At 72.0% G+C, this 25045-nt stretch carries 18 protein-coding genes; 4 read left to right on the forward strand and 14 right to left on the reverse strand.

Annotated elements, in window-relative coordinates:
- Nucleotides 1–12: 12 nt before the first annotated feature.
- The 9 genes from A6A29_RS23330 to eccD form a co-directional block, all read right to left on the reverse strand.
- Nucleotides 13–324, reverse strand: coding sequence for a hypothetical protein (locus tag A6A29_RS23330; protein ID WP_073722543.1), 312 nt, complete (start codon nucleotides 322–324; stop codon nucleotides 13–15).
- On the reverse strand, nucleotides 317–775 hold the full coding sequence (locus A6A29_RS23335; protein ID WP_073722544.1) for a YbaB/EbfC family nucleoid-associated protein: 459 nt from the start codon (nucleotides 773–775) through the stop codon (nucleotides 317–319). The genes A6A29_RS23330 and A6A29_RS23335 overlap by 8 nt, the downstream gene beginning before the upstream one ends.
- Nucleotides 775–1416 (reverse strand): type VII secretion system-associated protein, encoded by a 642-nt coding sequence (locus tag A6A29_RS23340; protein WP_079182964.1) that lies wholly within the window; start codon nucleotides 1414–1416, stop codon nucleotides 775–777. Before A6A29_RS23340 ends, A6A29_RS23335 begins: the two co-directional genes overlap by 1 nt.
- Nucleotides 1413–3614: a hypothetical protein gene (locus A6A29_RS45385; RefSeq protein ID WP_073722545.1), complete on the reverse strand. Its 2202-nt coding sequence runs from the start codon at nucleotides 3612–3614 to the stop codon at nucleotides 1413–1415. Before A6A29_RS45385 ends, A6A29_RS23340 begins: the two co-directional genes overlap by 4 nt.
- 4 nt (nucleotides 3615–3618) lie before the next feature.
- Entirely contained in the window at nucleotides 3619–3996 is a 378-nt protein-coding gene (locus tag A6A29_RS23350) for a hypothetical protein (RefSeq protein ID WP_073722546.1), read from the reverse strand.
- Nucleotides 3997–4032: 36 nt separating this feature from the next.
- On the reverse strand, nucleotides 4033–4332 hold the full coding sequence (locus tag A6A29_RS23355) for a hypothetical protein (RefSeq protein WP_073722547.1): 300 nt from the start codon (nucleotides 4330–4332) through the stop codon (nucleotides 4033–4035).
- A gap of 65 nt (nucleotides 4333–4397) precedes the next feature.
- Nucleotides 4398–4745, reverse strand: coding sequence for a hypothetical protein (locus A6A29_RS23360; RefSeq protein WP_073722548.1), 348 nt, complete (start codon nucleotides 4743–4745; stop codon nucleotides 4398–4400).
- Between the two features lie 263 nt (nucleotides 4746–5008).
- Nucleotides 5009–6454 (reverse strand): type VII secretion protein EccB, encoded by a 1446-nt coding sequence (gene eccB / locus A6A29_RS23365; RefSeq protein ID WP_073722549.1) that lies wholly within the window; start codon nucleotides 6452–6454, stop codon nucleotides 5009–5011.
- Between the two features lie 117 nt (nucleotides 6455–6571).
- Nucleotides 6572–7954 carry a type VII secretion integral membrane protein EccD gene (eccD, locus tag A6A29_RS23370; RefSeq protein WP_073722550.1) on the reverse strand — a complete coding sequence of 461 codons (1383 nt, stop codon included), beginning with the start codon at nucleotides 7952–7954 and terminating at the stop codon, nucleotides 6572–6574.
- A 277-nt stretch (nucleotides 7955–8231) separates the two neighbouring features.
- On the opposite strand from eccD, the gene eccCa reads away from it, so the two are divergent.
- Nucleotides 8232–12161, forward strand: coding sequence for a type VII secretion protein EccCa (gene eccCa / locus A6A29_RS23375; RefSeq protein ID WP_073722551.1), 3930 nt, complete (start codon nucleotides 8232–8234; stop codon nucleotides 12159–12161).
- An 83-nt stretch (nucleotides 12162–12244) separates the two neighbouring features.
- Nucleotides 12245–13189: an alpha/beta hydrolase gene (locus tag A6A29_RS23380; RefSeq protein WP_241838619.1), complete on the forward strand. Its 945-nt coding sequence runs from the start codon at nucleotides 12245–12247 to the stop codon at nucleotides 13187–13189.
- A gap of 67 nt (nucleotides 13190–13256) precedes the next feature.
- Here the strand turns inward: A6A29_RS23380 and A6A29_RS23385 are convergent, their stop codons facing one another.
- Nucleotides 13257–14540 (reverse strand): S8 family serine peptidase, encoded by a 1284-nt coding sequence (locus A6A29_RS23385; RefSeq protein ID WP_073722553.1) that lies wholly within the window; start codon nucleotides 14538–14540, stop codon nucleotides 13257–13259.
- Between the two features lie 204 nt (nucleotides 14541–14744).
- On the opposite strand from A6A29_RS23385, the gene A6A29_RS23390 reads away from it, so the two are divergent.
- Nucleotides 14745–18053, forward strand: coding sequence for a right-handed parallel beta-helix repeat-containing protein (locus tag A6A29_RS23390; RefSeq protein ID WP_073722554.1), 3309 nt, complete (start codon nucleotides 14745–14747; stop codon nucleotides 18051–18053).
- A gap of 104 nt (nucleotides 18054–18157) precedes the next feature.
- Here the strand turns inward: A6A29_RS23390 and A6A29_RS23395 are convergent, their stop codons facing one another.
- Complete coding sequence (locus A6A29_RS23395) at nucleotides 18158–19240, reverse strand: DNA glycosylase AlkZ-like family protein (RefSeq protein ID WP_107468296.1); 1083 nt, start codon at nucleotides 19238–19240, stop codon at nucleotides 18158–18160.
- A gap of 215 nt (nucleotides 19241–19455) precedes the next feature.
- Here A6A29_RS23395 and A6A29_RS23400 point away from each other — a divergent pair, with 215 nt between their 5' ends.
- Nucleotides 19456–20844: a uracil-xanthine permease family protein gene (locus A6A29_RS23400; protein ID WP_073722555.1), complete on the forward strand. Its 1389-nt coding sequence runs from the start codon at nucleotides 19456–19458 to the stop codon at nucleotides 20842–20844.
- A gap of 59 nt (nucleotides 20845–20903) precedes the next feature.
- Here A6A29_RS23400 and A6A29_RS23405 read toward each other — a convergent pair whose 3' ends face one another.
- From A6A29_RS23405 to A6A29_RS23415, 3 genes are all read right to left on the reverse strand, one after another.
- Nucleotides 20904–22079 carry a macrolide family glycosyltransferase gene (locus A6A29_RS23405; RefSeq protein WP_073722556.1) on the reverse strand — a complete coding sequence of 392 codons (1176 nt, stop codon included), beginning with the start codon at nucleotides 22077–22079 and terminating at the stop codon, nucleotides 20904–20906.
- Nucleotides 22080–22303: 224 nt separating this feature from the next.
- Nucleotides 22304–23227 carry a GNAT family N-acetyltransferase gene (locus tag A6A29_RS23410; protein ID WP_073722557.1) on the reverse strand — a complete coding sequence of 308 codons (924 nt, stop codon included), beginning with the start codon at nucleotides 23225–23227 and terminating at the stop codon, nucleotides 22304–22306.
- Nucleotides 23224–25045 (reverse strand): peptidase C14 (locus A6A29_RS23415; protein WP_107468297.1); only part of this gene is annotated, 1822 nt, incomplete at its 5' end. The genes A6A29_RS23415 and A6A29_RS23410, both read right to left, overlap by 4 nt.

Genomic DNA, 25045 nt, shown 5'->3' on the forward strand with positions numbered 1-25045 from the left:
AGTTCGGCCGGCTCAGCCGGCGGCGATGTGGTTGGCGTCGTTCTCGGCGTCGTTCAGGATGACCGAGGCCTTGTTGCCCTTGATGCCGACCATTTCGAGCAGATCGGAGAGACCTTCGAGGCCGTACGTGAGTCCCTTGCCCGTCGAGTCGACGAACTTGTGGTACTCCTTCGCGTACACGTCGTCCCTGCCGCCCGCGGTCCTGTTCTCCACGTTGATGCGGTCGTTGAGGACTCCGAGTTCATCGACGATCCGCGAGATGGCGCCGAACTGGGTGAACCTCTGCGGCAGGTTCTCGGGAACGCTGAGGGTTCCGTCAGCCATAGAACTCGTCCTCCTCGCCGCGGTTCCCGGTCTTCTTGCGGTCGTCCCCCAGCACCGTCTCGGTCAGGCCACCGGGCTGCATCTCGCGCAACGGGGCAAGCAGGTCGTCGAGCTGACCACCGCCGAAGAGCCCGGTCGCCAGATCCTCCTGGCTTCCCATCAGTGGCCGTACCGAGCCGCTGACCTTGGAATTCATCTCCAGGCGCGCCGCGTTGACGGTGGACTTCAGTACCTCGGCGAGCTGGGCGCCGGGCATCGTGCGGTAGCCCTCGGTGTGGAACTTGAAGGAGAGGATCTCGCCGTGGGCGTTGACCGAGGCGGTCACCATCCGGTCCTTGGACGTCGCCGAGGCGGATGCCCTGGCCAGTTCCTCCTGGACCTGCTGGATCTTCTTCGTCTGCTCCGCGAGGCCGGCCATGGCCTCCGCGAGCTGCTCCTGGAACGACACCATCAGTCCTGCTCCTCCTTGCCTTCCGCCGCGGCCTCCGCCGCTTCCAGTACGTCGACCGCGCGGGACAGGTCCTCGGCGGACAGCCGCAGAGCCACGGGGCCCGTCGGGTTGAGGTACATGTCCTGGCCTTCGGGTACGAGGGCGAACGCCTCGGACACCGACAGCACCCGATGGGCCAGCGCACCGGCCCGCTCCAGATGGACGGGCGAGGTGAAGACCGGCACCACCGGGTCACCGTCCGGGGTGCAGGCGCTGACCGCGCCGCCGCCGGGCGCGACCAGGACGGCCAGCTCGGCACTGACCACGGCCAGGGCGACGTTCTCGACCGGACCGTAACCGGTGGCCGCGAGCTGCATGGCCGCATCCACCTCGTCGGCGGGCTCGGGCCAGCCGAGCATGCCGGGCGAGGGCCGGTACTCGGCGTTCCGCTGCCACTCGACGATCTCGCCGTCGGCGTCCGAACGCCACTGCCCGATCACCGCCCACAGCGGGGGTTCGCCGTCACCGCGCCACGCCGGGTCCACCGTGCCGAACCAGTGGTCGGGTGCGGTGCGCGCCGCCGCACGGATGTCGTCGGGCACCGGCGGCATGGCGGAATCCGCGGCCGTCGCCACACCGGTGTCTGCCCCTGCGGAACTCATCGTCCGATCACGCCCGTTCCGGCGTCGGGCTCGGTGCCCCACACCTCTTCGTCCTCCGAGAGCCATACGTTGCGCTGCCGGTCGCCGCCGTTGCCCCCGCCGCCCGGGGCGCCGCCACCGCCCATGCCCATCGGCGGCATGAAGGGCATGCCGCTCCCCGCCCCGCCGCCCGCCCCGCCCCGCCCGAGGGCGCCGAGCGACTGGGTGGACACGTTGCCCTGCACCGGCGGGACAGCCGGGGTCGCGGGCAGCCCCATGGCGGCCCGGGCCCGGTTGCTGAGCCCGGACACCACCGAGGTCGGCTCACGGTTCGCGTTGCCGCTGCCGCTGCCGCTGCCGTCGAACAGCTTGCGGAGGTTCTCGGAGGCGCCCTTCGAACCCCCGAAGAGGTCGCCGCTCGATGTGTACGGACGACGCTGACCGTTCAGCAGCTCGTCCAGCGACTTGGGGTTGCGGGTCTTCAGGTTGTTGCTGCTCTCGGTGATGTGCTTGCCCTGCGGGTCGGTGATGGTGCCGTCGGCGTTGATCCGGGAACCCGGCGGAACGCTGAGCTTCCCGCCGTACATGTTGGTCAGGGGCTTGCCGTCCGCGCCGATCAGATTTCCCTGCGCGTCCACCCTGGTGCCCTTGGGGACGATGACATTGCCCTCGGCGTCGACCCCGAAGCCCCGTATCGAGTCCCCGGAAGTGGAGCCGCTCGGAAGCGTCGGTGGCTTCGGGCCGCCCGTCGAAGGTGAAATGATCTTACCGCCGGGGCCGATGGTGGAGCCGGGCGGCACGATCAGGGGCTTGCCGTCCGCACCGAGGACCGGTTTGCCCTTGGCATCGGTGACGGCACCGGTCTTGGGGTCGATGCGCGATCCGGCCGGGACCGTCAGGGACCCGCCGCTGCCCGTACCGGAGGTACCGCCACTGGCTCCCGTGACCGGAGGCGGGCCGAGGCCGAGGTTGCTGGTGTTGGGGAGGTTGCCGCCGGAAGTGCCCCCGCTCGGCCCGGTCACCGGAGGCGGGCCGCCGAGGCCCAGATCGCCGCCGCCCCCACCGCCCGCACCGCCTCCGGTGCCGCCGCCGTCACCGCCCGCACCATCACCGCCGGCGCCGCCGCCGCCGAGCATCTCCTTGAACTTGTTGAGGAAGTCGTCGGCACCGCCGGGACCGCCGTCACCGCCCGTACCGGTGTCGCCGTAGAAGTTCTTCTGTTCCTCGGCCGTCAGCGAGATGGTGAACGTCGGCTTCACGATGGAGTTCGCGTCGGAGAGCTTGCCGCTCGCCCTGTCGTAGGCCGTCGCCAGGTCGACCATCGCCTGCGCGGACTTGTCGTCGAGCTCGGTCTTGACACCGTTGAGCCAGCTCGTCTTCGCTGCGGCCTCTATACCGCCCCAGTCAGGACCACTCTTCGTCGCGTCATGGTCCGACTTGGGGTTCTGGGTGCTCATCACCTTCAGGAACTGCGCGTTCAGGTGGGTGAACGCCATGGCGATGGACCCGGCTTCATGGTGCTCGACAGCGCTCGTGCCCACGGTTTCCCGCTTGTCGAACCAGTCCCAGGAGTTCTTCCTCAGCGTTCCTATGGTGGTCCACAATTGATCGCTCACCGTGACGAGGTTGTCCTTGAGCGCACCACCCAGGTAAAAGGACTGGGTCTCCTGCAGCGAACGCTTCACCGCCAGAAGAACGGCTTCGAAGAGTTCGGCGGACTCCCCCTGCAGTTCCTCCGAGCCGTTCCCCACCTTTTCGGCCCATTCATTGAACTTGGACGCCCACCCGTCCGTCCAGACTTCCATGTTGTTGAGGATCTCGGACGCCTTGCGCGACGACGCCGCATTGGCATCCTTGTTCGTCCCGGACACCACCGATCCAAAGATCGGGCCGGGTGCACCGGTGAACTCCATCAAGGCGCCGGAATCGTTGCCGAAGTCGGCCCAGTTGTAGCCGAACCCGAACATCAGCCATTGTTCTTTCGCCCTGGCGGGGAAAGCGAAGGCGTACCAGCCGTCCAGCCCCCACTCCTTCGCCTTGAGCTTCGGAGTGCCGCTGAACCACTGGCCGTTCACCTCTTTGGTGATCCACTTCTTGGCACCCGAGCCCGCCACCAGGTTCCGGTCCGGAAGCTTGGTGGTCCCGTCGTGAAACATGGCGAGGATGTCCTCCCACTTGGCCGGCATTCCGGCGGGCACCTCGGGGGTCACCTCGGCCATGGTTTCACTTTCCCTTCGGCGTCAGGATCTCGGAGAACTCGTCGGCGAGGGTGCCGCCGATGCTCGTGGAGTCGTCCTCGGCGTCCTTGTGCTTGGTCTCCACGTCCCGCAGGCTGGCGGAGAAGTTGTTCATGAGCGTGATGGCCGTCTCGTACCGGGTGCGCATACTGGCGCGGTATGTCTCCAGCTGGCCCTCAAGCGCCTTCGCCTGCGTGCACTTCTCGGGGTTCCCGACGGCCAGCGGGATCTTCGCTCCGAGACTCACGTATTCCGCCTTGACCGTGAGGTCGCGGCGGAACGTGGGGAGCTCCTGATTCGCGTACCTGAGATAGACGCCGTCGGTCGACTGGAAGATGTCGCCCGGATTCTCGTCACCAGCCATGCTCACACCTCACAGAAGTCGGTTCGTTACGCCTGGTCAGCTGCCCTGGAGACCGTTCAGGCCGCGGCCGCCGTCGATGTCCCCGTCGATCTGCCGGGAGTGCATCCGCTGGAGAGTCGTCCGGGCGACGCCGTACTGCTCGTCGAGCTGAAGCTTGATCTTGGCCAGTTCCGCCTGGAATTCCTCCCAGGAGGTACGGGTCTGACCGCTCAGGGTGTCGCGCAGCGCGCCGAAGTTCTTCTCCATCCAGGCGAGCGCCTCCTTCATCTCCTGCTGGGCCGCGTCCATGTTCTTGACGGCGTCCAGGACCCCTTGGTGACTGATCTTGACGGTCATGACGGAACTCCTCGTGGGACGTTAAGAGAGCGGGGAACGAAAAGGGAGAAGGGCGGGAAGGACGGTCACCTGGGGTTGATCACGTCGGCGATACCGCCGGCGTAGGTGTTCGCTTCGTGCTCGGCGTCCACGAGGAGCCGGTTGGCCATCGCGGTGCCCTCACGGAAGAACTGGGTGCGCTCCATGACCCGGGCGTGGGCCCTGAGCCACTCGTCGATGCCCGCCGCGTGGGTCTCGGAGGAAACCGCCTGGTAGGCACCCCGGACCTGGCCCTGGATGGTCCTGACCTTGCGGCCGGCCTCATCCATGTCGCGAAGGTGCTGGTCCAGCGTCTTCAGCGTCTCCAGCATCGCTGTTTCATCATTGGACAGGCCGTCGGCCGAGTTGACGTTGAAGCCGGAGACATCAGACATGGGGGTCCTCCTGGACGCTGCGGGAACACGACGGCACGACGGGTGCACGGCACGTCGACCACACCGGGAATCACGCCCTCCGGTAGTCGACGGATCATCAGGTTAATACGCCGTACGGGATCTTGGCACGGATGTTCCACGTCAATTCCGAGTGTTCACCTTCGAGGCGTGCGTGAGCTGCGGCAATGCCGTAGAAAGCGCCTGCCTCCCGGCTTCCCCATCCTCAAAGAAAGCTCAATTCCCTTAAGGCGGAGGGAAGTCCGCTATTGCGGCGCCTCGTTCTCCGCCGCTTCCACCAGCCCCTGCGCCAGCAGGGTGGTGTCGTCCAGCGCGGGACCGGACGCCAGCATCCCGAGGACGCCGGACGGGACGGGGACGGACTGCCCGGCGCTGTAGCCGAGCCGCTGGAGTCCCTTGTCGCCGCCGGGGATCGGGTACTTGGCCCCCGACTCGGTGACCAGGTAGTGGGCCGTGCCCGTGCCCGCGGAGGAGAGCGCCGTGACGAGTGCGCCGCCCTCCGGGCGTACCGCGAACAGGTCGGCGGCTCCGGAACCCGCGATGATTCCGGGCTGGTTGGACACCGCCCGGCCGCCCACCGCGTCCGCGCGGGGCAGGACGACGGAGATCGTCGGCCTGCCGTCCGCGGTGCCGATGACGGCGCAGACGCCCTCGCCGGCGCCGACCGGCCTCGGGCCGGGCAGCTCGGTCGGGACCGCGCCTCCCGAGGCACCCACGAGCCGGGCTTCCTTCGGGTCCTGGTGGCGTGCCAGGTCGTCCGGGCCGATCCTGGGGAGTGCGACGGGTCCCCCGGCGTACGCGGTCCGCTGGGTACGGGGATCGCCCTTCAGGAGCGCCTCCTCCAGGGCGGTGATCCGGGTCAGACCGCGCTCCGTCAGCAGGTAGTGGCGGCCTGAGGCGTCGAAGAGCTGCCCGACCCGGGTGGCGCGGCCCGCCAGTGAGGGCCCCGCCTTGCCGCGTCCCGCCACCTCCGGCACCGCCAGATCCGGTCCTGCGGGCAGGGCGTTGAGGAAGGCGTCGGGGACGGGGTGCGCCCCGTCGGGGTCGTAGCCCAGCGACTGGACGGCGTAGTTCGCGGTGTTCAGCCGCAGCCGGGTGCCGTGCCAGAGCAGGTACGTGGTATCGCCCGGCACGCTGCGGACCAGGGTGGCCCGGTCCGAGGTGACGGGCCGGCCCTCGGCCGTCAGCCCGACGGCCACGGTGAGGAGCGGCGCCTTCGCGGCGTCGGTCCGGGTGGCGCACACCGACCAGGCCGCGCGGCTGAGCGAGCCCGGCTGCGGCAGGGGGTCCGGCGCGCCGACGATGCCCAGGGTCGCGCCGCGCGGTGCGTCCTGGAGCGAGGCGGGCTTGACGCTCACCACCTTCATCCGGTCGCCCGCCAGCAGTCTGGCCGAGGTCTCGTTCAGGACCGGGTGGAGGACCCCGTCGAGCGTGAGGTAGCGGGCGCCGGAGCGTTCGTCGATCACCAGTGTCCCGGTGGCCTTCCACGCGTTCGAACCGCCGGGCACCACCAGCCCGTACACCGCGACGACGAGTGCGGCCAGCGCCGCGACCACGAGGCCGATGACGAAGCCCTTCGAGGTCCGCCGGTGCGCGGACTCGGGGGCGTCCGGGTCGTCCCGGAGCATTCCCAGTGACAGTCGGCCCATGACGAACATGTGCGCGTGGACCTGGTCCCGCCTGGACTGCATTCCTTGCCTTTCCGACCGGGCATCGGCCCGGCGCGCGAGGGCCCGGGGTCCGGGGCTTGCGCCCCCGGGACCCCGGGATCGGCCTGCTTGTCCGGCAGCGGACGCCGGACCGCGGGCTCAGCTGTTGAGGCCCCGCAGATACGAGTAGAGACCGGCGACGAGCAGGGCCAGCGGGACGAGGGCGATGGCGAAGAGCAGGTGGAGCAGATCGACCGCGCGCCCCCAGTAGGGCACCAGACGGCGGCCCGGGAGCGTCCAGCCCGTGATGGCAAGCACCGCCGCGACGACCAGCAGACCGGCGAGCAGCAGCGGCCGGGAGTCCGCGTCCAGCCGCAGGACCAGCAGCACCGTGAGCAGTACGGCACCGTAGGCGGCCGGCAGGACGACGGCGAGGCGCTGCCAGGCGCCGCCGATCCCCCGTGCGTGGGTGAACAGGAGCGCGCACAGGACCGCGGCCAGGGTGAGCGGCGCCCAGGACGTCTCGAACGCCAGCATCGTGAGGCAGCCCGCGGCCACCAGACCGGTGGCGCCGTAGAGGCCCGTGAGGTAGCCGTCGGCGACGGCGCCGCGGGCGGCGATCTGCTCGTCCGGGGTGGGGTCGATGCCCTCCTGGAGCTGGCCCGCGTTGGTGGGCAGCAGCGGGACCTTCAGGCCGGACAGGCGGAACGCCAGGGAGGGCAGGAAGTGTCCCAGCAGGACGACCGCCAGGATCAGCGGAGCGGCCGTGCCCGTGGGCGTGACGCCGAAGAGCATCACGGCGCCGCCGATGGCCCCGAGCACCGCGGCCAGTGCCGCGGCCAGGAACAGCGGGGCGCACGCGCCCACGGCGGCCACCGCGAGCACGGCGGCGCCCGCCGCCGCGGAGCAGCCCGCCAGCAGCCGGGCGCCCAGTTCCGCGTCGGATCCGGCGCCCTGGGGCACGAGCGCACCGGCCAGGGCGAGGAAGGGGACGGCCGCCGCGCCGAGCGCGCCGCCCGCGCCGACGTCCCCGACCGCGCGTGAGGCGGCTCCGGCGCCGGCCAGCAGGAGGATCGCGGTCCCCGCCGCGCAGACCGCTCTGATTCCCGGGGAACCGGGCAGCAGCAGGAGCAGCAGACCCGTGGCGAGAGCGCTCAGGGCGAGCGCGGTCATGAGGTGGTGCGACCACACGGGCCGCCAGGAGTCGGGGCGTTCGCGCAGCCGGCTGGAGAGCCCGTCGACGAGATCGTCGTAATGGATCTCGGGCAGGGCGTCCCCGCGCAGGCGCAGGTGGACCGTCTCGCCGTCGTGCAGGCCCAGGTCGCCGAGCGTGTTCTCGTCGTCGAGCGGCTCCTGGCCGAGGCGTTGGAGCACCCAGCCGCCGGCCTGCGCTCCGCGTTCGTAGAGGTCGGTGCCCCCGTGGTCGACGATGGTCGGCATCAGGTCGGCGAGCACGATGTCGGACGGCACCGCGAGTTCGACGGAGCGATCGGGCGTCAGCACCGTGAGGCGGCACAGGGGTGCCGCGGATATGTCGGTCAAGCGCGTTTCATCGCCTTCCAGGACAGTGGTCGACGCGGTCAGATTGATCACATTAACTTGTGCGTGCAGTCTGTACGTTGTGGGGTGCCGCGATGATCGGCAACCCCGTTCCCGCCCACCCCCCGGCCTGCGGACCTGTGTCGTCGGCCGTACCGCAGGCGTTTGACGTGCTGTCACCTCGAAGCGGCGTCACAGTAACCGCCGGCACCCCTCAGGAAGGCGATTCCCTTTGAGCGTGGTCCTCTTCAAGAGGCCTCCCCGGCGTCTTGGCCCCGAGATGCCCCAGGGCGAACTGAGCCTCCAGGAGCCGCCCACGGTGCCGGAGACGCAGAGCGCGATGGGCAACATGATCACGTACATGCCGATGGCGCTCAGTTCGCTCGGCATGGTGCTCATCTTCCTGCGCCCCGGCAGCGGCGGCGGACCCATGATGTACGTCGCGATCGGGCTGATGGGGCTGTCGGCCGTCGGCATGCTGGTGTCGCAGATCGTGCGGGCCTCCGGGGACCGCAAGCGGGCGTTGCTCGGTGAGCGGCGCGACTACATGCGCTACCTGTCGATCAGCCGCAGGCGCATCCGCAAGGTGATCACGCAGCAGCGGGAGGCTCAGGCGTGGTCGCACCCGGACCCGGCGTCGCTGTGGGGCCTGGTGCCCACGGCCAGGCTGTGGGAGCGGCGGGCCGCGCACGCGGACTTCGCCGAGGTGCGGATCGCGGTGGGCGAGCAGCAGCTGGGCACGAAGCTGACGCCGCTGAGCACCAAGCCGGTGGAGGATCTGGAGCCGCTGTCCGCGCACGCGCTGCGCCGCTTCATCAAGGCGTACGGCACGGTGCCGGACCAGCCGGTCGCGGTCTATCTGCGGACCTACGCGCGCGTCCTGCTCCAGGGCGACGAGCAGGCGGCGCAGGCGATGGTGCGGGCCCTGCTGGCCCAGCTGAGCGTGTTCCACGCGCCGCAGGACCTGCGGATCGTGGTGCTGGCGGACCACGACCGCCGGGACGCCTGGGAGTGGGTGAAGTGGCTGCCGCACGCCCAGCATCCGACGGACGTCGACGGCGGCGGGCCCGTGCGGCTGGTCACCGATTCCGTCCTGGGTCTCGAATCGCTGCTCGGCGAGGAGCTGACCGGCCGGCCCGCCTTCGAGGCGGACGCCTCGCCGAGTGCCGAGGAGCCCTACTGCGTCGTGGTGCTGGACAGCTCCCGGACGCCCGCCGACTCCCGGCTGGCCACCGACGGGTACCGCAACACCGTGACGCTGGACGTGGCCGGTTCGCTGCCCTGGCGTCAGTCCCGCCACACGCTGCGGCTGCGGATCTCCGAGCGGCAGCTGGAGCTGGTGAGCACCGACCGGTCGGGGAAGGAGACCACGGCGGCGCTCGGCAGGCCCGATGTGCTGGGTCCCCGGCGGGCGAGGGCGCTGGCCACACTGCTGTCCCCCTATCGGATGGGCATCACCACGGACAACGGTGAGGCGCTCACCTCGGACGTGCAGCTGACCACCCTGCTCGGCCTGCCCGACCTGCACACCGTCGATCTGGACGGCGTGCGCGCCGACCGGAGCGAGCGGGCCAGGCTGCGGGTGCCGCTGGGGCTCGCCGGGGACGGCACACCGGTGGAACTGGACATCAAGGAGGCGGCGCAGGGCGGTATGGGCCCGCACGGCGTGCTGATCGGCGCGACGGGTTCCGGCAAGTCGGAGCTGCTGCGGACCCTGGTGCTCGCCCTGGCGCTCACCCACTCGTCGGAGAAGCTCAACTTCGTCCTGGTGGACTTCAAGGGCGGCGCCACCTTCCTCGGCCTGGACGGCCTGCCGCACACCTCGGCCGTGATCACCAACCTCGCCGACGAGTCCTCGCTGGTCGAGCGCATGCAGGACGCGCTGCACGGTGAGCTGATGCGCCGCCAGGAGCTGCTGCGCAGCGCCGGGAACTACACGTCGGCCTTCGAGTACGAGACGGCGCGGGCGGCGGGCGCCGACCTGGTGCCGCTGCCGACGCTCTTCGTGGTGGTCGACGAGTTCAGTGAACTCCTCTCCGCGCACCGCGACTTCATGGACCTTTTCGTGATGGTGGGGCGGCTGGGCCGCAGCCTGGGTGTTCATCTGCTGCTCGCCTCGCAGCGGCTGGACGAGGGCCGCATGACCCAGCTGGAGTCGCACCTGTCGTACCGGATCGCGCTGCGCACGTTCTCCTCCATGGAGAGCCGGGGCGTCCTGGGTGTGCCGGACGCCTACCAGCTGCCGTCCGTCCCCGGCAGCGCCATCCTCAAGAAGGACACCGGGACCCTCGTCCGGTTCAAGGCCGCCTACGTCTCCGGGCCCTACCAGGGTGTCCGCAGGGTCGGCGCGTCGGCCGTGGCCGGTCAGGTGGTCCCGTACCGCACGGAGTGGACCGCGCCCCGCGTTCCCGCGCCCGATCCGGACCCGCAGCCGGCCGCGGCGACGGAGGAGGAGAGCGAGGAGACCCTGCTCGCGCTGGCGGTGGCCCGGATGCGGGAGGGCGGCAGGCCCGCGCACCGGGTCTGGCTGCCGCCGCTGGACGCTCCGCTGTCGCTGGACACCCTGCTGATGGGACTGGAGGTGGACGCCGAGCGGGGCCTCACCACCGTCGACTCCGCTCTGCACGGCGGGCTGACGGTGCCGGTGGGCATCATCGACCGGCCCTTCGACCAGACCCGCGAACCCCTGCTGGCCGAGCTGTCCGGGGCGGGCGGTCACGTCGGCATCGCGGGCGGGCCGCAGAGCGGCAAGTCCACACTCGTACGTGACCTGATCATGTCGCTCGCCCTCACCCACACGCCGCGCGAAATCCAGTTCTACTGCCTGGACTTCGGCGGTGGTTCGCTCGGCGCGCTGCGTGACCTGCCGCATGTGGGCGGTGTCACGGGCCGGCTGGACCTGGAGCGGGTGCAGCGCACCCTGGCCGAGGTGCACGGGCTGGTGGCCCGGCGTGAGAAGCAGTTCGCCGAGCTGGGCATCGACTCCATGGCGACGCTGCGGGCCCGCCGGGCGGCCGGCGAGATGCCCGACGAGCCGTACGGCGACGTGTTCCTCGTGGTCGACGGCTGGGGCACGGTCCGCCAGGACTTCATGGACATCATGGACACCTTCACGGCGCTGGCGGCACGCGGTCTCAACTACGGTGTCCACCTCATCGTGGCGGCGGGCCGCTGGTCGGAGATTCCCACCGCGCTGCGGGACCAGCTCGGCACGCGTTTCGAGCTGCGGCTCGGCGACAGCATGGATTCCATGATCAACATGCGGGCCGCCGCGACCATCCCCAAGTCGCCCGGCCGCGGCATGACCGATTCCAAGCACCACTTCCTGACCGCCCTGCCGCGGGTGGACGGCGGCGAGAGCGCCGCGGACCTCGGAGCGGGCGTCGCCGACGCGGTGGCGCGGGTGGCCGAGCACTGGGAGGGCCCGCCCGCACCCGCGGTCCGCACCCTGCCCACGGTCCTGGACCCCGCCGACCTGCCCGACCCGGAGGTCGGCGCGGATGGCGACCTGCGGCTGCCGCTGGGCCTGGAGGGCGGCCGGCTCGACGTCATGTGGCACGACTTCGCGCAGACCGCGCACCTGGTGGTGGTCGGCGACGCGGAGACCGGCAAGACCAACCTGCTGCGCTCGGTCTGCCGGGCGATCGCCCAGCGCTACACCCCCGCCGAGGCGCGGGTGATGCTGATCGACTACCGGCGCGGGCTGCTGGAGAGCGTTCCCGAGTCGCACCGGCTGGGCTACGCCGTCTCCGTCGACGTACTCAAGCAGGTGGTGGACGGCGTCGCACGGGCCATGAAGGAGCGGCTGCCGGGCGCGGACATCTCGCCCGCCCAGCTGAAGCGGCGCGACTGGTGGAACGGCCCACAGGTCTTCCTGGTCGTGGACGACTACGACATGGTGTCCAGCGGCATGTCCAACCACTTCGCCCCGCTGCTGGACTACCTGGCCCAGGGCGCGGAACTCGGCCTGCACCTGATCGTGGCGCGCAGCGCCAACGGTGCGGCGCGGGCGATGAACGACCCGCTGCTGCGCCGCCTCCTGGAGGTGAACACGCCCGCCGCGCTGCTCTCCTGCCCGCCCTCGGAGGGCTATCTGTTCAACGACACCAAGCCGAGGCAACTGCCGCCCGGCCGGGCCCAGTTGATCACCCGCAGGGGTGTGGTCCAGGTGCAGACCCCGCTGCTGCCGGACACGGAGGGCGAGGAATAGGTCCCGCCGTGGGTACCGGTGGCAGGCCGGGGGAGCGCCGTTCTGACGCGCCGGCGCGGCACGCCCCTCCGTTCGACCCGGAGTTGAGTGCCGCGCTGGCGGCCGTGGGCGCGCCGGCACGGGAGCCGGTCACGCCCGAGGGCCTCGCGGCCAGGCAGCGGCGGGACGCCTCCGCCCGGCCCGTGCCGACGCTTCGCGCACTGCGGGCCGACGGCCGGTTCGAGGTGGAGGAGCTGCGGGCCCCCGCAGACCGGGACGGGCGGGAGGTCACCCTCGTCAGCGCGCGGCCCGCCGGGGTCGCCGGACCCCTGCCGCTGCTGTACTACATGCACGGCGGCGGCATGATCATGGGCAACGCCCGGTCCGTGCTTCCGCGGCTGCTCCGGGAATGGGCGCTCCCGCTGGGGCTCGCCGTCATCTCCGTCGAGTACCGGCTGGCACCGGGGGCGCCGTACCTCGGCCCCGTGGAGGACTGCTACGCCGGACTCGTCCGGGCGGCCGGTCACGCGGCCGGAGCGGGCCTCGACGCGGGCCGCGTCATTCTCGGGGGCAAGAGCGCGGGCGGTGGTCTCGCCGCGGCGCTCGCCCTGCTGACCCGCGACCGCGGCGGGCCGGTTCCGATCGGTCAGCTGCTCCTGAGCCCGATGCTCGACGACCGGGGCACCACTTTCTCCAGCCACCAGATGGCGGGTCTCGACACCTGGGACCGGACCTCCAACGCGACCGCGTGGCAGGCGGTGCTCGGCGACCGGTACGGCACGGCCGGAGTGTCGCCCTACGCCGCCCCCGCCCGCGCCACGGATCTGTCCGGGCTGCCCCCGGCCTACATCGAGGCCGGCTCGGCCGAGACCTTCAGGGACGAGGCAGTGGCGTACGCCGACGGGATCTGGCGGGCCGGTGGCGAGGCCGAACTGCATGTGTGGCCCGGTGCCTTCCACGGCTTCGACACCCTCGCTCCGCGGGCGGTCCTCAGCCAGGACGCCCGCGAAGCCCGTTCCCGGTGGCTGCGCCGGATCGTGGCGCGATGAGCGCGACCCGGCGGACCGTGGCACGTTGAGCCCGTTCCGGGCCGCGGGCCGTGACCGGGACCGGAGCTCAGTCCGCTTCCGTGACGGGCCCCGAGGTCCGGCCCGCACGCCAGCCGCGGCGGCGCCCCCGGGGCAGCACGACCGCCAGGAAGGCGACCAGCAGCACCAGCCCCGTCGCGGAACCCGCCACGGCCAGCGCACTGTTGCGCAGGTGCGGCGGGTCGAGCGGCGGCACGGCCGGTGCCGAGGCGCTCTTCGGTCCGGCCGGGGGCCGCGCGAGCTCCTCGGGCAGTACGGCGGACAGCGCCCGCACCGGGTCCACGATCCCCGCACCGAGGTCGGCGTCCGGCGCGTCACCCACGGCTCCGTAGGCCGTGGACTCCAGCCGGTGCGCCAACTGATCCGCGGTCAGCCGCGGGTGGTAGGAGAGGACCAGGGCCGCCGTACCGGCGACGAAGGCACCGGCCACCGCGTCCCCGCGGCCGACGAACTGGCCCCGGCCGCCGGGCCCCGGCCCCATCACCGAGACGCCGGGAGCACTCAGACCGGGCTGCGCACGCCGCCCCTTCACGGTGCCGTTCCCCTCGGGCGCCCCGCCCGGCCCCACCGAGGACACGGCGAGCACCCCGGGCAGCGCCGCCGGGTAGGCGGGGCCGTTCACCGCGTCGGGCACCCCCGCGCCGCTCTCCCACTCCCGGGCCGAGGCGGGCGCCACCACCAGGACCCCGGCCTCCTGCGCGGCACGGACGGCGGACTTCAGCTCCTTCGGCGCGGAAGGGACACTCAGCGCCACCTGGACGATCCGCGCCTCGGAGGCCGTGGCCGCCCGGATCGCCTTGGCCAGCGCCCCGGGCGTCGTCGCGCCGTACCGGTCGGTGGCCCGCACCGCGATCACCTCGGCCTCGGGAGCGACCCCGGCGGCCTTCAGACCCGGCTGAGGCGCGCCCGCCACGATGCCGGCCAGGAACGTGCCGTAGCCGACGCAGTCGTCCCGTACGGTGCCGCCCGCCACCACGTCCGGGCCGCCGGTCACCCGGCCCTTCAACGCCGGTACCCGCGCCGGATCGGCCCCGGTACCGATGAGGGCGACCCTCACCCCCGCGCCCCGGCTGAGTTCCCATGCCCGGTCGATCCCCAGGAAGCTCTGCGCCCAGGGGACTTGGGCCGATCTCTTGGCCGAGGCCGGAGTGCACGGGCGGCCTTCGGCGAGCGTGACGGGCATTCCCGGCAACGAGGGGCTGTCCGCCTCCTCCGCCGCACCGGCCGGAGCCGCGGTGCCGGGTATCAGGAGCAGGGCGGCCAGTGCTACCGGTCCGAGTGCACGGGACACCGAGGACCTCGAAGATCGCATGCGCCGATGGTAGCGACGCGCGCCGCACGGGCGGAACCTGCCCCGCGACGCGCGGCGGGCCGACGCCTCCGCGGCCCGGGAATGCCGACCACCATGGCGGGCGACCTGCGGCAACAGGCATGATGAGCCCAGCAGTTTCCCACGCCCTACATGCCGCGCGTCTCCGCCCCGTACCCACGGCGCCGGGGTCCGGGAGGTCAGAACGTGTCACGTCAGATGCTCACCGTCGCCGCCGACGGGACGGGCGACCACCGCACCGTAGGAGAGGCCGTCGCACGGGCCCGTGCCGGAGCGGTCGTCAGCATCGCTCCGGGACGGTACGAGGAGAGCGTGACGGTCCCGGCCGCGATCACCCTGACCGCCGCCGAGGGCCGGGGAACGGTGGAGCTGGCGCCCCGGCGCGGCACGGCGCTGACCCTCACCGGGGACGCCGTGATGGTCAGGGACCTCGTGCTGCGCGGCCACGACGACGAACTGCCGGTGGTCGACGCGCCGCGCGGGCAGCTCGCGATGGACCGGTGCGACGTCCACGGTTCGGCCTGGTCGGCGCTCTTCGCACGTGACGGCGGATCGCTGGCGCTGCGTCAGTGCCGGATCAGCAACCCGGCGGGCGCCGGTGTGGTCTCCACCTCCTCGGCCGAGAGCTTCCTGGAGGACTGCGTCGTCGAGCACCTCGGAACGTCCGCCGTGGTGGCCGGTGAGCGGGGGCGGATCACCGCGCGCTTCAGCAAGCTGCGGGACACCCAGGGCAACGGGGTGCTCACCAACGGGCAGGCGCACGTCCTGCTGGAGGACTGCGCGATATCGGCGACCGGGAAACCGGGCGTCGCCGTCGAGGAGGACAGTTCGGTCCGGATGGTGCGCGGCACGATCCGCAAGGCCGTCGTCGGGGTCTTCGTGAACAGCGCCGGGCCGGTCGTCCTGGAGGACGTCTCCGTCGGTGATGTCACCGGGCACGGTTTCGTTCTGGGCGGCGGCAGTTCACCGGCGCTGACCCGCTGCCGTACCGAACGGACCGGTGGACACGGCCTGCTGGTGACCGAACGCAGCCGCGGCGTGTTCGAGGAATGCGTGTTCGCCACCGCCGAGAAGCCCGCCGTACGGGTCACCGGCTTCTCCTCACCGGTGCTGACGGCCACCGTGGTCCAGGACGCCAAGGGCACCGGGGTGCTGCTCGACGAGGATTCGGCCGCCGAGTTCGACCGTCTGGAGGTCCGGGACTGCGGTGCGTCCGGCATCGTGATCCGCAGCGGCGCCAACCCGCTGCTGCTGCGGGCCGCCGTCACCCGGGCCGGTGCGCACGGCGTGGAGGTCGTCAAGGACGGCAGGGGGCGGCTGGAGGAGAGCGTCATCGAGGAGTCGGGCGGCTCGGCGGTCCATGTCTCGGGGCACGGCAACCTGTACATCGGCAAGGGCCGGCTGCGCACCTCCGCCAAGGCCGGGATCCACATCGGGGCGCTCGGCACGCTCACGCTGCGCGACACCGAGGTCGAGGGCTCCGGCGGCGCCGGCGTGCATATCGCGTCCGAGGGTGAAGTGGCCGCCGTACGCGCCGTGGTGACGGGTTCCGGCGAGTACGGCGTACTGGTGGACGCGGGCGCGCGGGCGTCCCTCAGCGCGTGCGAGGTGACCGGTTCGGGCGCCGACGGCATACGGGTGGAGGGCACCGACGCGGTGTCGCTGACCGGCTGCACCGTCCGCGGCAACCGGGGCAGCGGAGTGCGCCAGTCGGTGGCCGGCGACCGGCTCGCCGTCGAGGGGCTGACCAGCGCGGAGAACGGGTCCGCCGACGCCTGGGGCAGTGCGGAGGGCGCGGCGGCCGCGGGCGACGGACGGCTGCCCGGTGGCTCCGCCCCGGCGTCGGCCGAACCCCCCTCCGGTACGGGCCCGGTGGCCGAACTGGAGTCGCTGATCGGCCTCGACGAGGTCAAGCAGCAGGTGCTGACGCTGATCAACCTGAACCGGATGGCACAGCGCAGGGCCAGCATCGGCATGCCCGCCCCGCCGATGAGCCGTCACCTGGTCTTCGCGGGCCCGCCCGGAACCGGCAAGACGACGGTGGCCCGGCTGTACGGCTCCATCCTCGCCTCGCTCGGTGTGCTGCGCTCGGGGCATCTGGTGGAGGTGTCGCGTGCGGACCTGGTGGCGCAGATCATCGGCGGGACGGCCATCAAGACCACCGAGACCTTCAACAGGGCGCTCGGCGGGGTGCTGTTCATCGACGAGGCGTACACCCTGCTCTCCGACGGCGGCGGCAGTGGGGCCGACTTCGGGCGCGAGGCGATCGACACCCTGGTGAAGCTGATGGAGGACCACCGCGAGGACGTGGTGGTGGTGGCGGCCGGTTATCCCAAGGAGATGACGGACTTCCTGGCGTCCAACCCGGGTCTCGCGTCCCGTTTCACCCGCAGCGTCGAGTTCACCGACTACACCTCGGAGGAACTGGTCACGATCGCGGAGCGGATGTGCACCGGCCACCACTACGAACTGGACCCGGCGGCCCGTACGGCGCTGCGCACCCGCTTCGAGCGCATTCCCCGCGACGCGGGCTTCGGCAACGGCCGGACCGCCCGCAAGGTCTTCGAGGAGATGGTGGACCGGCAGGCGTCCCGGCTGTCCACCCTGCCGGAGGCCGGCGAGCGGGACCTGGCCGTGCTGACCGCGGAGGACGTGGGTGCCCCGGCGGGCGGCTCGCCTGACGACGGGCAGGACGAGGATCCGTTGCTGCGGCTGGACGCGCTGGTGGGTCTGGCGGCCGTCAAGCGTGAGGTCGGGGACCTGGTCAACCTGCTCTCCACCGCGCGGCGCAGGAAGGAGGCCGGTCTGCCCGCGCCCCGGATCAGCAACCATCTGGTCTTCGCGGGCCCGCCCGGCACCGGCAAGACGACGGTGGCCCGGCTGTACGGCGAACTACTCGCGTCCTTGGGCGTGTTGCCCCGCGGACAGCTCGTGGAGGTCTCGCGCGCGGACCTGGTGGGCCGCTGGGTCGGACACACGGCGCAGCTGACCCGCGAGGTCTTCGAACGGGCCCTGGGCGGCGTCCTGTTCATCGACGAGGCGTACACCCTGACGCCCCCCTCGGGCGCCGGGTCCTCGGACTTCGGGCAGGAGGCGGTCGACACGCTGCTGAAGCTGATGGAGGACCACCGGGACGAGGTGGTCGTGATCGTGGCGGGCTACACCGCCGAGATGGACCGGTTCCTGGGGTCCAATCCGGGTCTCGCCTCGCGCTTCCCCCGGCACATCGCGTTCCCCGACTACTCCTCGGACGAGCTGGTCACGATCGTCCGGCAGCACGCGGCCGACAGCGGCTACGAGTGCGCGCCGGGCACGGCCGGCGCGCTGCGGACCTACTTCGACGGCCTCCCGAGGGGCACGGCCTTCGGCAACGCGCGGCTGGCGCGGCAGACGCTGGAGCAGATGATGACCCATCAGGCGGGCCGGCTGAGCACGGTCGCGGCACCGAGCCTGGACGATCTGCGGCTGCTGCTCCCCGAGGACCTCTCCCGCTGAGAACGGTCCCGGCCGGGCCGCGTACGGCCGGGGCCGGGCGGCTCCGCTGCGGGACGGCCCTCACGCGATGTGCAGACGGGCCTCAGGCGATGTGCAGACGGGCCTCAGGCGATGTGCAGACGGGCCTCAGCGGCTCCGCGCGCCTCGGCCACCGTCGCGGCCTCGGCCTCCAGCCGCTTCCTGGTCGCCGCCGTCAGCGGCCCGAAGGACGTGACGGTCAGATCGACCTTGCGCCCGGCGGCCTTGGCGCGCCAGGTCCCGGCGGGCTCCGAGCCGACCAGGAGCACACCGGGAGAGCCGATCGCGCGCCAGATCTCCTTCTCGTGGGACTTCTCCGGGGCGAGGAGCCCGCGGTCACGGGCCTGGAGGAAGGGGTCGCCGGGCGGGAGCAGCCGGACGAGGTCCTGGCGCTCGGCCGTCAGCAGTGCCTCCAGCCGCTCGGCGGGCAGCCAGGCCGGCTTCCCCCCGACCGTCACCTCGGCCAGGCCGTCGGGCCACACCGCCCTGGCCACCGCCGGTTTCACGCCGAGGAACTTCGCGGCGTCGGCGGGTGCGGCCGGTCCCAGGAAGCGCAGATAGTCGCGGACCAGGGCGGAGGTCCCGTCGGCCGCCGACGGCAGCGGATAGCCCGGCTCCAGTGGGGCGAGCGTGGTCGTGCCCCGCATGGTGACCCCGATGGCGCCGGGCAGCCCGGCCTGCTGGAAGAGCAGTCCGGAGATGTGCCGCGCACCGCAGGTGGCGCACCAGAAGGTCAGCGAGGGGGGCACCGCCGCGCTGACCGCGGTGCTCACCTCACCCTTGGCCATCGGCTCGGTCACCACCGCACGCAACGCCTCGGCGGTGGCGCGGAAGGCCGCCAGGCCGAGCTTCGCGCCCTCCTTGATCACAGTGCTGCTGATCCGCGCCGTCGCGTCGGTGTCGTCGACCGGCCAGAGCGCGGTCGCGAGAGCGGGGAGGTCCGCACGCCGGTGCAGATGGGGCGCGCCGCGGAACGACCAGAGCAGCTCCAGACCGTCGGCGGACGCGCCGCGCGCGGCGAGCGCGAGCCGCGCCGAACCGCTCGGGGTGTCCTGCGCTCCCAGGGCCAGCACCGCCGGCTGGGGAGAGGAGCGGTCGAGCTGGTGCGCCGCGACCCGGTAGGCCAGGACCTGCTCGCGTGACACCGTGTTCCGGTCCGCTCCGCTCACGGCGGGGCCCCTTCCTGTGTGGACGTCCCCGGTGACCGCTTCCCGGCGCACCCGTGCGGGACGCTCCTGCCGTTGTGCCGTAGAACCTACCGGGACACCGCTCCCCTGGCGTCCGGCCACGCGACCAGCCCTTAGCATGGCTCCGATCATTTCCGCTGGTGAACCCGGATGTCCGCACCGGGCCGGCACTCCGCACAGACCTACAGGGAGCAACCATGAGCCTCGGCGTGCGCTGGACGTTGCACGGCGACGGGAAGAACCTGGCGCCGGGCGAGGTCGTGAGACCGGACGAACGGCTCACCTGGGGGCGCACCGCCGGGCTGGGCGCGCAGCATGTGGTCTCCATGATCGGGGCCTGCTTCGTCGCCCCCATCCTGATGGGCCTCGACGCCAACCTCGCCGTGATGGCATCCGGCGTGGCCACCATCCTCTTCCTGCTGATCACCCGTGGCCGTATCCCCAGCTATCTCGGCAGCAGCCTGTCGTTCATCGGTGTCGCCGCCGTGATCAGGACGCAGGGCGGCGACGCGGCGACCCTCACCGGCGCGCTGCTGGTCGTCGGCGCGGTGCTCTTCCTGTGCGGTGCGGTCGTCCGCGCGGTCGGCGCCCGTGTCATCCACGCCGTGCTGCCCCCGGTGGTCACGGGTGCGGTGGTCATGCTCATCGGGTTCAACCTGGCTCCCGTCACCGCGGGCACCTACTGGCCCCAGGACCAGTGGACCGCGCTGCTCACGATGGTCTTCACGGGCTTCGCCCTGGTCGTGCTGCGCGGCTTCTGGTCGCGTATCGCGATCTTCCTCGGGCTGGCCTTCGGGTACGGCTTCTCCTGGATCCTCGACCGCGTCCTCGGCAAGATCCACTCCCCCGCGGGCGGTGCCGAGGCGGTCGACCACTGGCGGCTGGACCTCTCGGGGGTGGGCCGGGCCGACTGGATCGGGCTGCCCTCGTTCCACGCCCCGAGCTTCTCCCTCTCGGCGGTGCTGGTCGCCCTGCCCGTCGTCATCGCACTCATCGCGGAGAACGCCGGACACGTCAAGGCCGTCGGCGAGATGACCGGCGATCCCCTGGACGACAAACTCGGCACGGCGATCATGGCCGACGGCGCCGCCACGGTGATGTCGACGTCCGTCGGCGGGCCCGCCACGACCACGTACGCCGAGAACATCGGTGTCATGGCCGCCACCCGTGTCTACTCGACCGCCGCCTACTGGTGCGCCGCCGGTTTCGCGATCCTGTTCGGGCTCTGCCCCAAGTTCGGCGCGGTCGTGGCCGCCATTCCGGGCGGCGTCCTCGGCGGCATCACCGTCATCCTCTACGGCATGATCGGCCTGCTCGGCGCCCAGATCTGGGTCCGGTCCCGCGTCGACCTCACCAACCCCCTGCACCTGGTGCCGGTGGCCGCGGGACTCATCGTCGGGATCGGCGATGTCAGCCTGAGCCTCACCGACAACTTCGAGCTCAGCGGCATCGCGCTGGGCACGTTGATCGTCGTCATCGGCTACCACGCGCTGCGCGTCCTGGCCCCCGCGCACATGACGCACGAGCCGCCGCTCGGCGAGTCGGGCGAGCGGGGTTACGACCGGGGCCGGCCCGACCCGTCCTGATCCTCCCGGCGCCGATGGCCCGGAGGGCGGGCCGGGCCGGCGCAGGGAGGACGTACGGCTCAGCCCAGTTCGGCCTCGATGAGGTCGGCGGCCCGCCGGGTACCGCCCTCGGCCCGCGCCTCGGCGCGCAGTTCGGCCGAGCGGCGCCGCACCTGCGGATCGGAGGTCAGCTCCAGCAGGGCGGAGCGCAGGGCCTCGGCAGTGGCGTCGGCGGTGTCGATGCGCCGGGCCACGCCGAGCGCCACGAGCCGGTCGGCGTTGGCGAACTGGTCGGCGGCCTGCGGCACGGCGATCATCGGCACACCCGTGGAGAGCCCCTCACTGCTGCCGCCCATGCCCGCGTGGGTGAGGAACGCGTCGGCCTGCGCCAGGATCGCGAGCTGCGGCACCCAGCCGTGCACCTCCACGTTGGCGGGGACCGGCCCCAGCTCCGCCGCATCGGTATGCCTGCCGATCTGGAGGACCACATGCCAGCCCGGCAGATCCCCGAAGGCCGCCAGGCACTGACGGTAGAACTCCGGCCGGTTCGTGAAGGCGGAGCCCAGCGAGATCAGCAGCACCTTGCCCGCGTCGGCCGGGCGGGTCCAGTCCCCCTGGTCGGAGCGGTCGCCGAGGCAGGGGCCCACAAAGCTGACCACGTCGGTGTCCACCCGGTCCGCGTGCGGCTGCATGGCCCGGGGGACCGTGGCGACGGCCCGGGACGGAAGGCCGGAGAAGGCGTCCACGTCTCTCGTGAGCGCTCCGTTCCCGGCGAGCCAGGCGGCGAACTTCTCCTGGTACGCGCCGGCGCCCGGAAGCTGCTTCAGCTGCGCCCCGACCTCCTGCTCGTACCCCTTCCACGCGACATAGGCCGGGGACAGCTGGACCACGGGCCTGCCCTGCGCCTCGGCGAGCGCGCGACCGCCGTAGGAGCCGATGTCGTACAGGTACAGGTCGGCGGGGTCCTCGTCGTACGCGGCGCGCAGCTGCGGAAGCGCCTGAACGGCGTCGTCGAGGAAGAGGGTCATCGCCGCGTAGGGGTCCTGCGGCCAGTTGTTGTCCGCGACGGGCAGGGTGGTGGTGACCGGGACGAACTCGGCGCCGGTGGCCGTGATCAGCTCGGAGACGGCCGGGTCGTCGGCGTACGTCACCCGGTGTCCACGGTCCACGAGTTCACGGATGACCTCAAGGCTGGGCAGGATGTGACTGATGATGGGGCTGCCGATCATCGCGATGTGGCGACGGCGACGGGACATGACGGACCACTCTTCTCGGTTCTGCGGCGTATCGACTCCACGGCGTACCGACGTGTCGGCTCGGGCCCACGTCAGCCGTAGAGGTGCGGAAAGTGCGTGGACCGGACAGTAACGTCCCGCCCCGGTCCGGGCCAGCGGCCCCCGCACCCGCCGCCCACCGGAGACGGCCCCCGCAAGCAGCGGCGGGGAAGCGGCACTTGGCCCCTTCCCCGCCGTCCCACGGGTCAGAAGCAGTCGCCGTACCAGTGGACCGCTCCGGGGGCGGTGACCGTGTCCCGGACCTCCGCGGCCGTCGCGAGCAGGGGCCGGGCCATCCCCACGTACTCGTCCACGGAGCGCGGCTCCACGAGGAGCGCGGACCAGGCGTCGGCGGTGCCGGGCAGCCGGACCCGTGCGCGGCCGAGTCCCGCCGCGCGGGCCCGGCCGGCGACCGCCGCGAGCAGGTCGTCCAGGCACCCGGCCGCGCCCGCGAACTCCCGTACCTCCGCGCACTCCTGCGTGTACTGCGCCACGAGCCAGCCGACGACGGCGCCCGTCGCCGGGTCCTCGGCCACCAGTGACCGTTCCGGCGGGCCGTACCAGGCGGGGACGCGGACCGCCCAGTCCTCGGGGGCGCGCAGCGAGGTCAGGGGCCGGGTCGCGTGGGCGGCGGCGTGCAGGCCGGTCACCGCCGCCCGGTCCGCGGCCGTGGCCTCGCGGACCCGGTACGCCCCGGTGGGCGCCGCCGCGGTGACCGCCCCTTCGGTGTACGTGCTGCGGAACTCCTGCCAGCCCGACCCCCGGTACACCCCGGGGGTGCCGGTGAACAGCAGGGACCAGGCGCATTCCTCGGCCACCATGGTCCGTACGGCCTCCGCGAGCAGCAGCCGTACGAGTCCCCGGCCCCTGGCCTCCGGCCGGGTGGCGACGCTGCCGATGCCGCCGACGCGCCTCGGGGTGCCGTGCTCGTCCCGGATCAGGCGCGGTACGTAGACCACGACCGCGTCGATGCCGCCGTCCGGGCCGGACTCCGCGACGAAGGTGTGGCGGTGGCGGTCCGGGTCCAGCGCGTGGAGGGCGGTGATCTGCGGGGCGTCGAAGCAGGTGTCCCACAGGGCGCGCAGGGCGGGTTCGTCGGCGGGAGTGGTGGTCCGCGGTTGTACGGTCACCGGAGGAGGTTCCCGTCCGTGCGGGCCGAGTCACCGTTCTGCGGCATGGCGGTGCGCCGGGTGCCGTGCTCCACGCAGGTGGTGTGCAGCGCGGAGGCCAGGGCGGTGGGTGCCAGATGGAGCACGCCGCCGGTGAAGCGGCTGCCGGTCGCCGCGTAGTGGTTGGTGCCGTCCTCGATGCGGACATGGGCCGTCGCGGCGTCGGTGGTGGAGCTGTTGAGGGCCGTGATGTCCCAGGTGACGGTGCCCGGACCCGCGGCGCGGCCGAGGAATGCCCTGGCCTTGTTGCTGCCGCTGAACCGGGCGCCCGAGGTGACGGTGACGGACTGGTCACGTACGGCGCTGACTTCGAAGCCGGTGTTCCCGTAGCTGCCGCCGTCGATCCTGAGATCGGCCGAGCCCACGGAGAGCGGGGCCGCGTCGTCGGCCCCGGTGACCGTGCAGTCGGTGAAGCGCACGGGTCCGGCGCCGCGCAGGATCGCGCCGTCGACCCCCTTGAACGTGCAGCGCACGAAGTGGACGGGGGCGGTGACCGGGGTCTGGACGAGGACCGCTCCGGCGGGCGGTTCGAAGGAGCAGTCGCTGATGACGGTGGGCCGGGTGGAGCGGGCGGAGCGCTGGGCGACGGCGAAGGTCTTCGCGGTGCAGCCGCGCACCTGCGCGCCGTCCGCGTTCACCGTGAGGGTGCCGGCCTGGTCGAACGTCGGGCGGGCGATCACCGTGATGTCTTCGAGCGTCAGGTCGGTGATCTTGGTGTTCGCGGTGAACCAGGAGCAGACATGCCGGCGCACGGTGATGCGTTTGGCCGATATCCCCCACTGCGCCCCGGAGTTGGCGATGTCCATCAGTCCGGAGTTGCCGTCGAAGAGCAGGTCGTGCTCGTACTGGCCGTGGGTGGTGAACGGGTTGCCGCCCGCGTCGTCACCGTCACCGTGGCAGTTGACGACGGTGCAGTAGGCGGAGGCGGTCAGGTCGTTGAGGTGGCGGACGTTGCTGGTGGTGCAGTCGGCGACCCGTCCGTACAGGCAGTAGATCTGCTGGGTGAGATAGCCCGCGCCGCCGTACTCGACGGTCGGCGGGTTCTTCAGGGAGCACTGCTCGGTACGGAACCGGGTGCACCAGCGGCGCATGATGACCGGCCAGAAGCTGCCGGTGGCGTGGATGCCGGAGACATCGCACCCGACGGCGTACTCGTAGCTGACGGGGTGCGAGCCGGTGTACTCGTCGTCGCCCGCGCCCTCGAAGTCCATGTTGCGGACGTGGGCGTTCACGACCGGCTCGACGCGCCTCCAGGTCAGCCTGCGCCCGGCGGCCAGCTCCCAGCCGTTGAGGTAGCCGATCCTGATGTGGGTGGCGTCGATGATCTCGGTGATCTCGACCATCTTCTGGAGCTCGCGCTCGTCCGCGCCGCCGCCCTCGACCGGGGCGACCTGCACGGCCCACCACTGGCCGACCGCGAAGGCCTTGGAGTCCGGGACCGGGAAGGTGTCGGTGAGTTCGATGACCTTGGCGGCGAGCGCGTGCTCGACCCTGGTGTCGGTGGTGGTGCCGCGGAAGGAGAGGACGGCGCCGAAGGGGTTGTCGTGGGTGTTTTTCTCGATGCCTTCGGTGTGGACGCGGTGGCCGCCGAAGTCGAGTTCGATGTGGGAGCGGGTGAAGAGGTGGCGTCGGGTGAACAGGAGGTCGGTGTGGGCTTCGATGCGGTGGATGGTGGGGTCGTTGACCATCGCGTCGAGTGCGGTGTCGGCGGGGGTTTTGGCGTCGAGGTGTCCGAAGGTGCGGAAGTCGACGGTGCCGGTGTGGAGCTGGTGCCAGCGT

This window comes from Streptomyces sp. TSRI0281, from assembly GCF_001905125.1.
Taxonomy (GTDB): Bacteria; Actinomycetota; Actinomycetes; order Streptomycetales; family Streptomycetaceae; genus Streptomyces.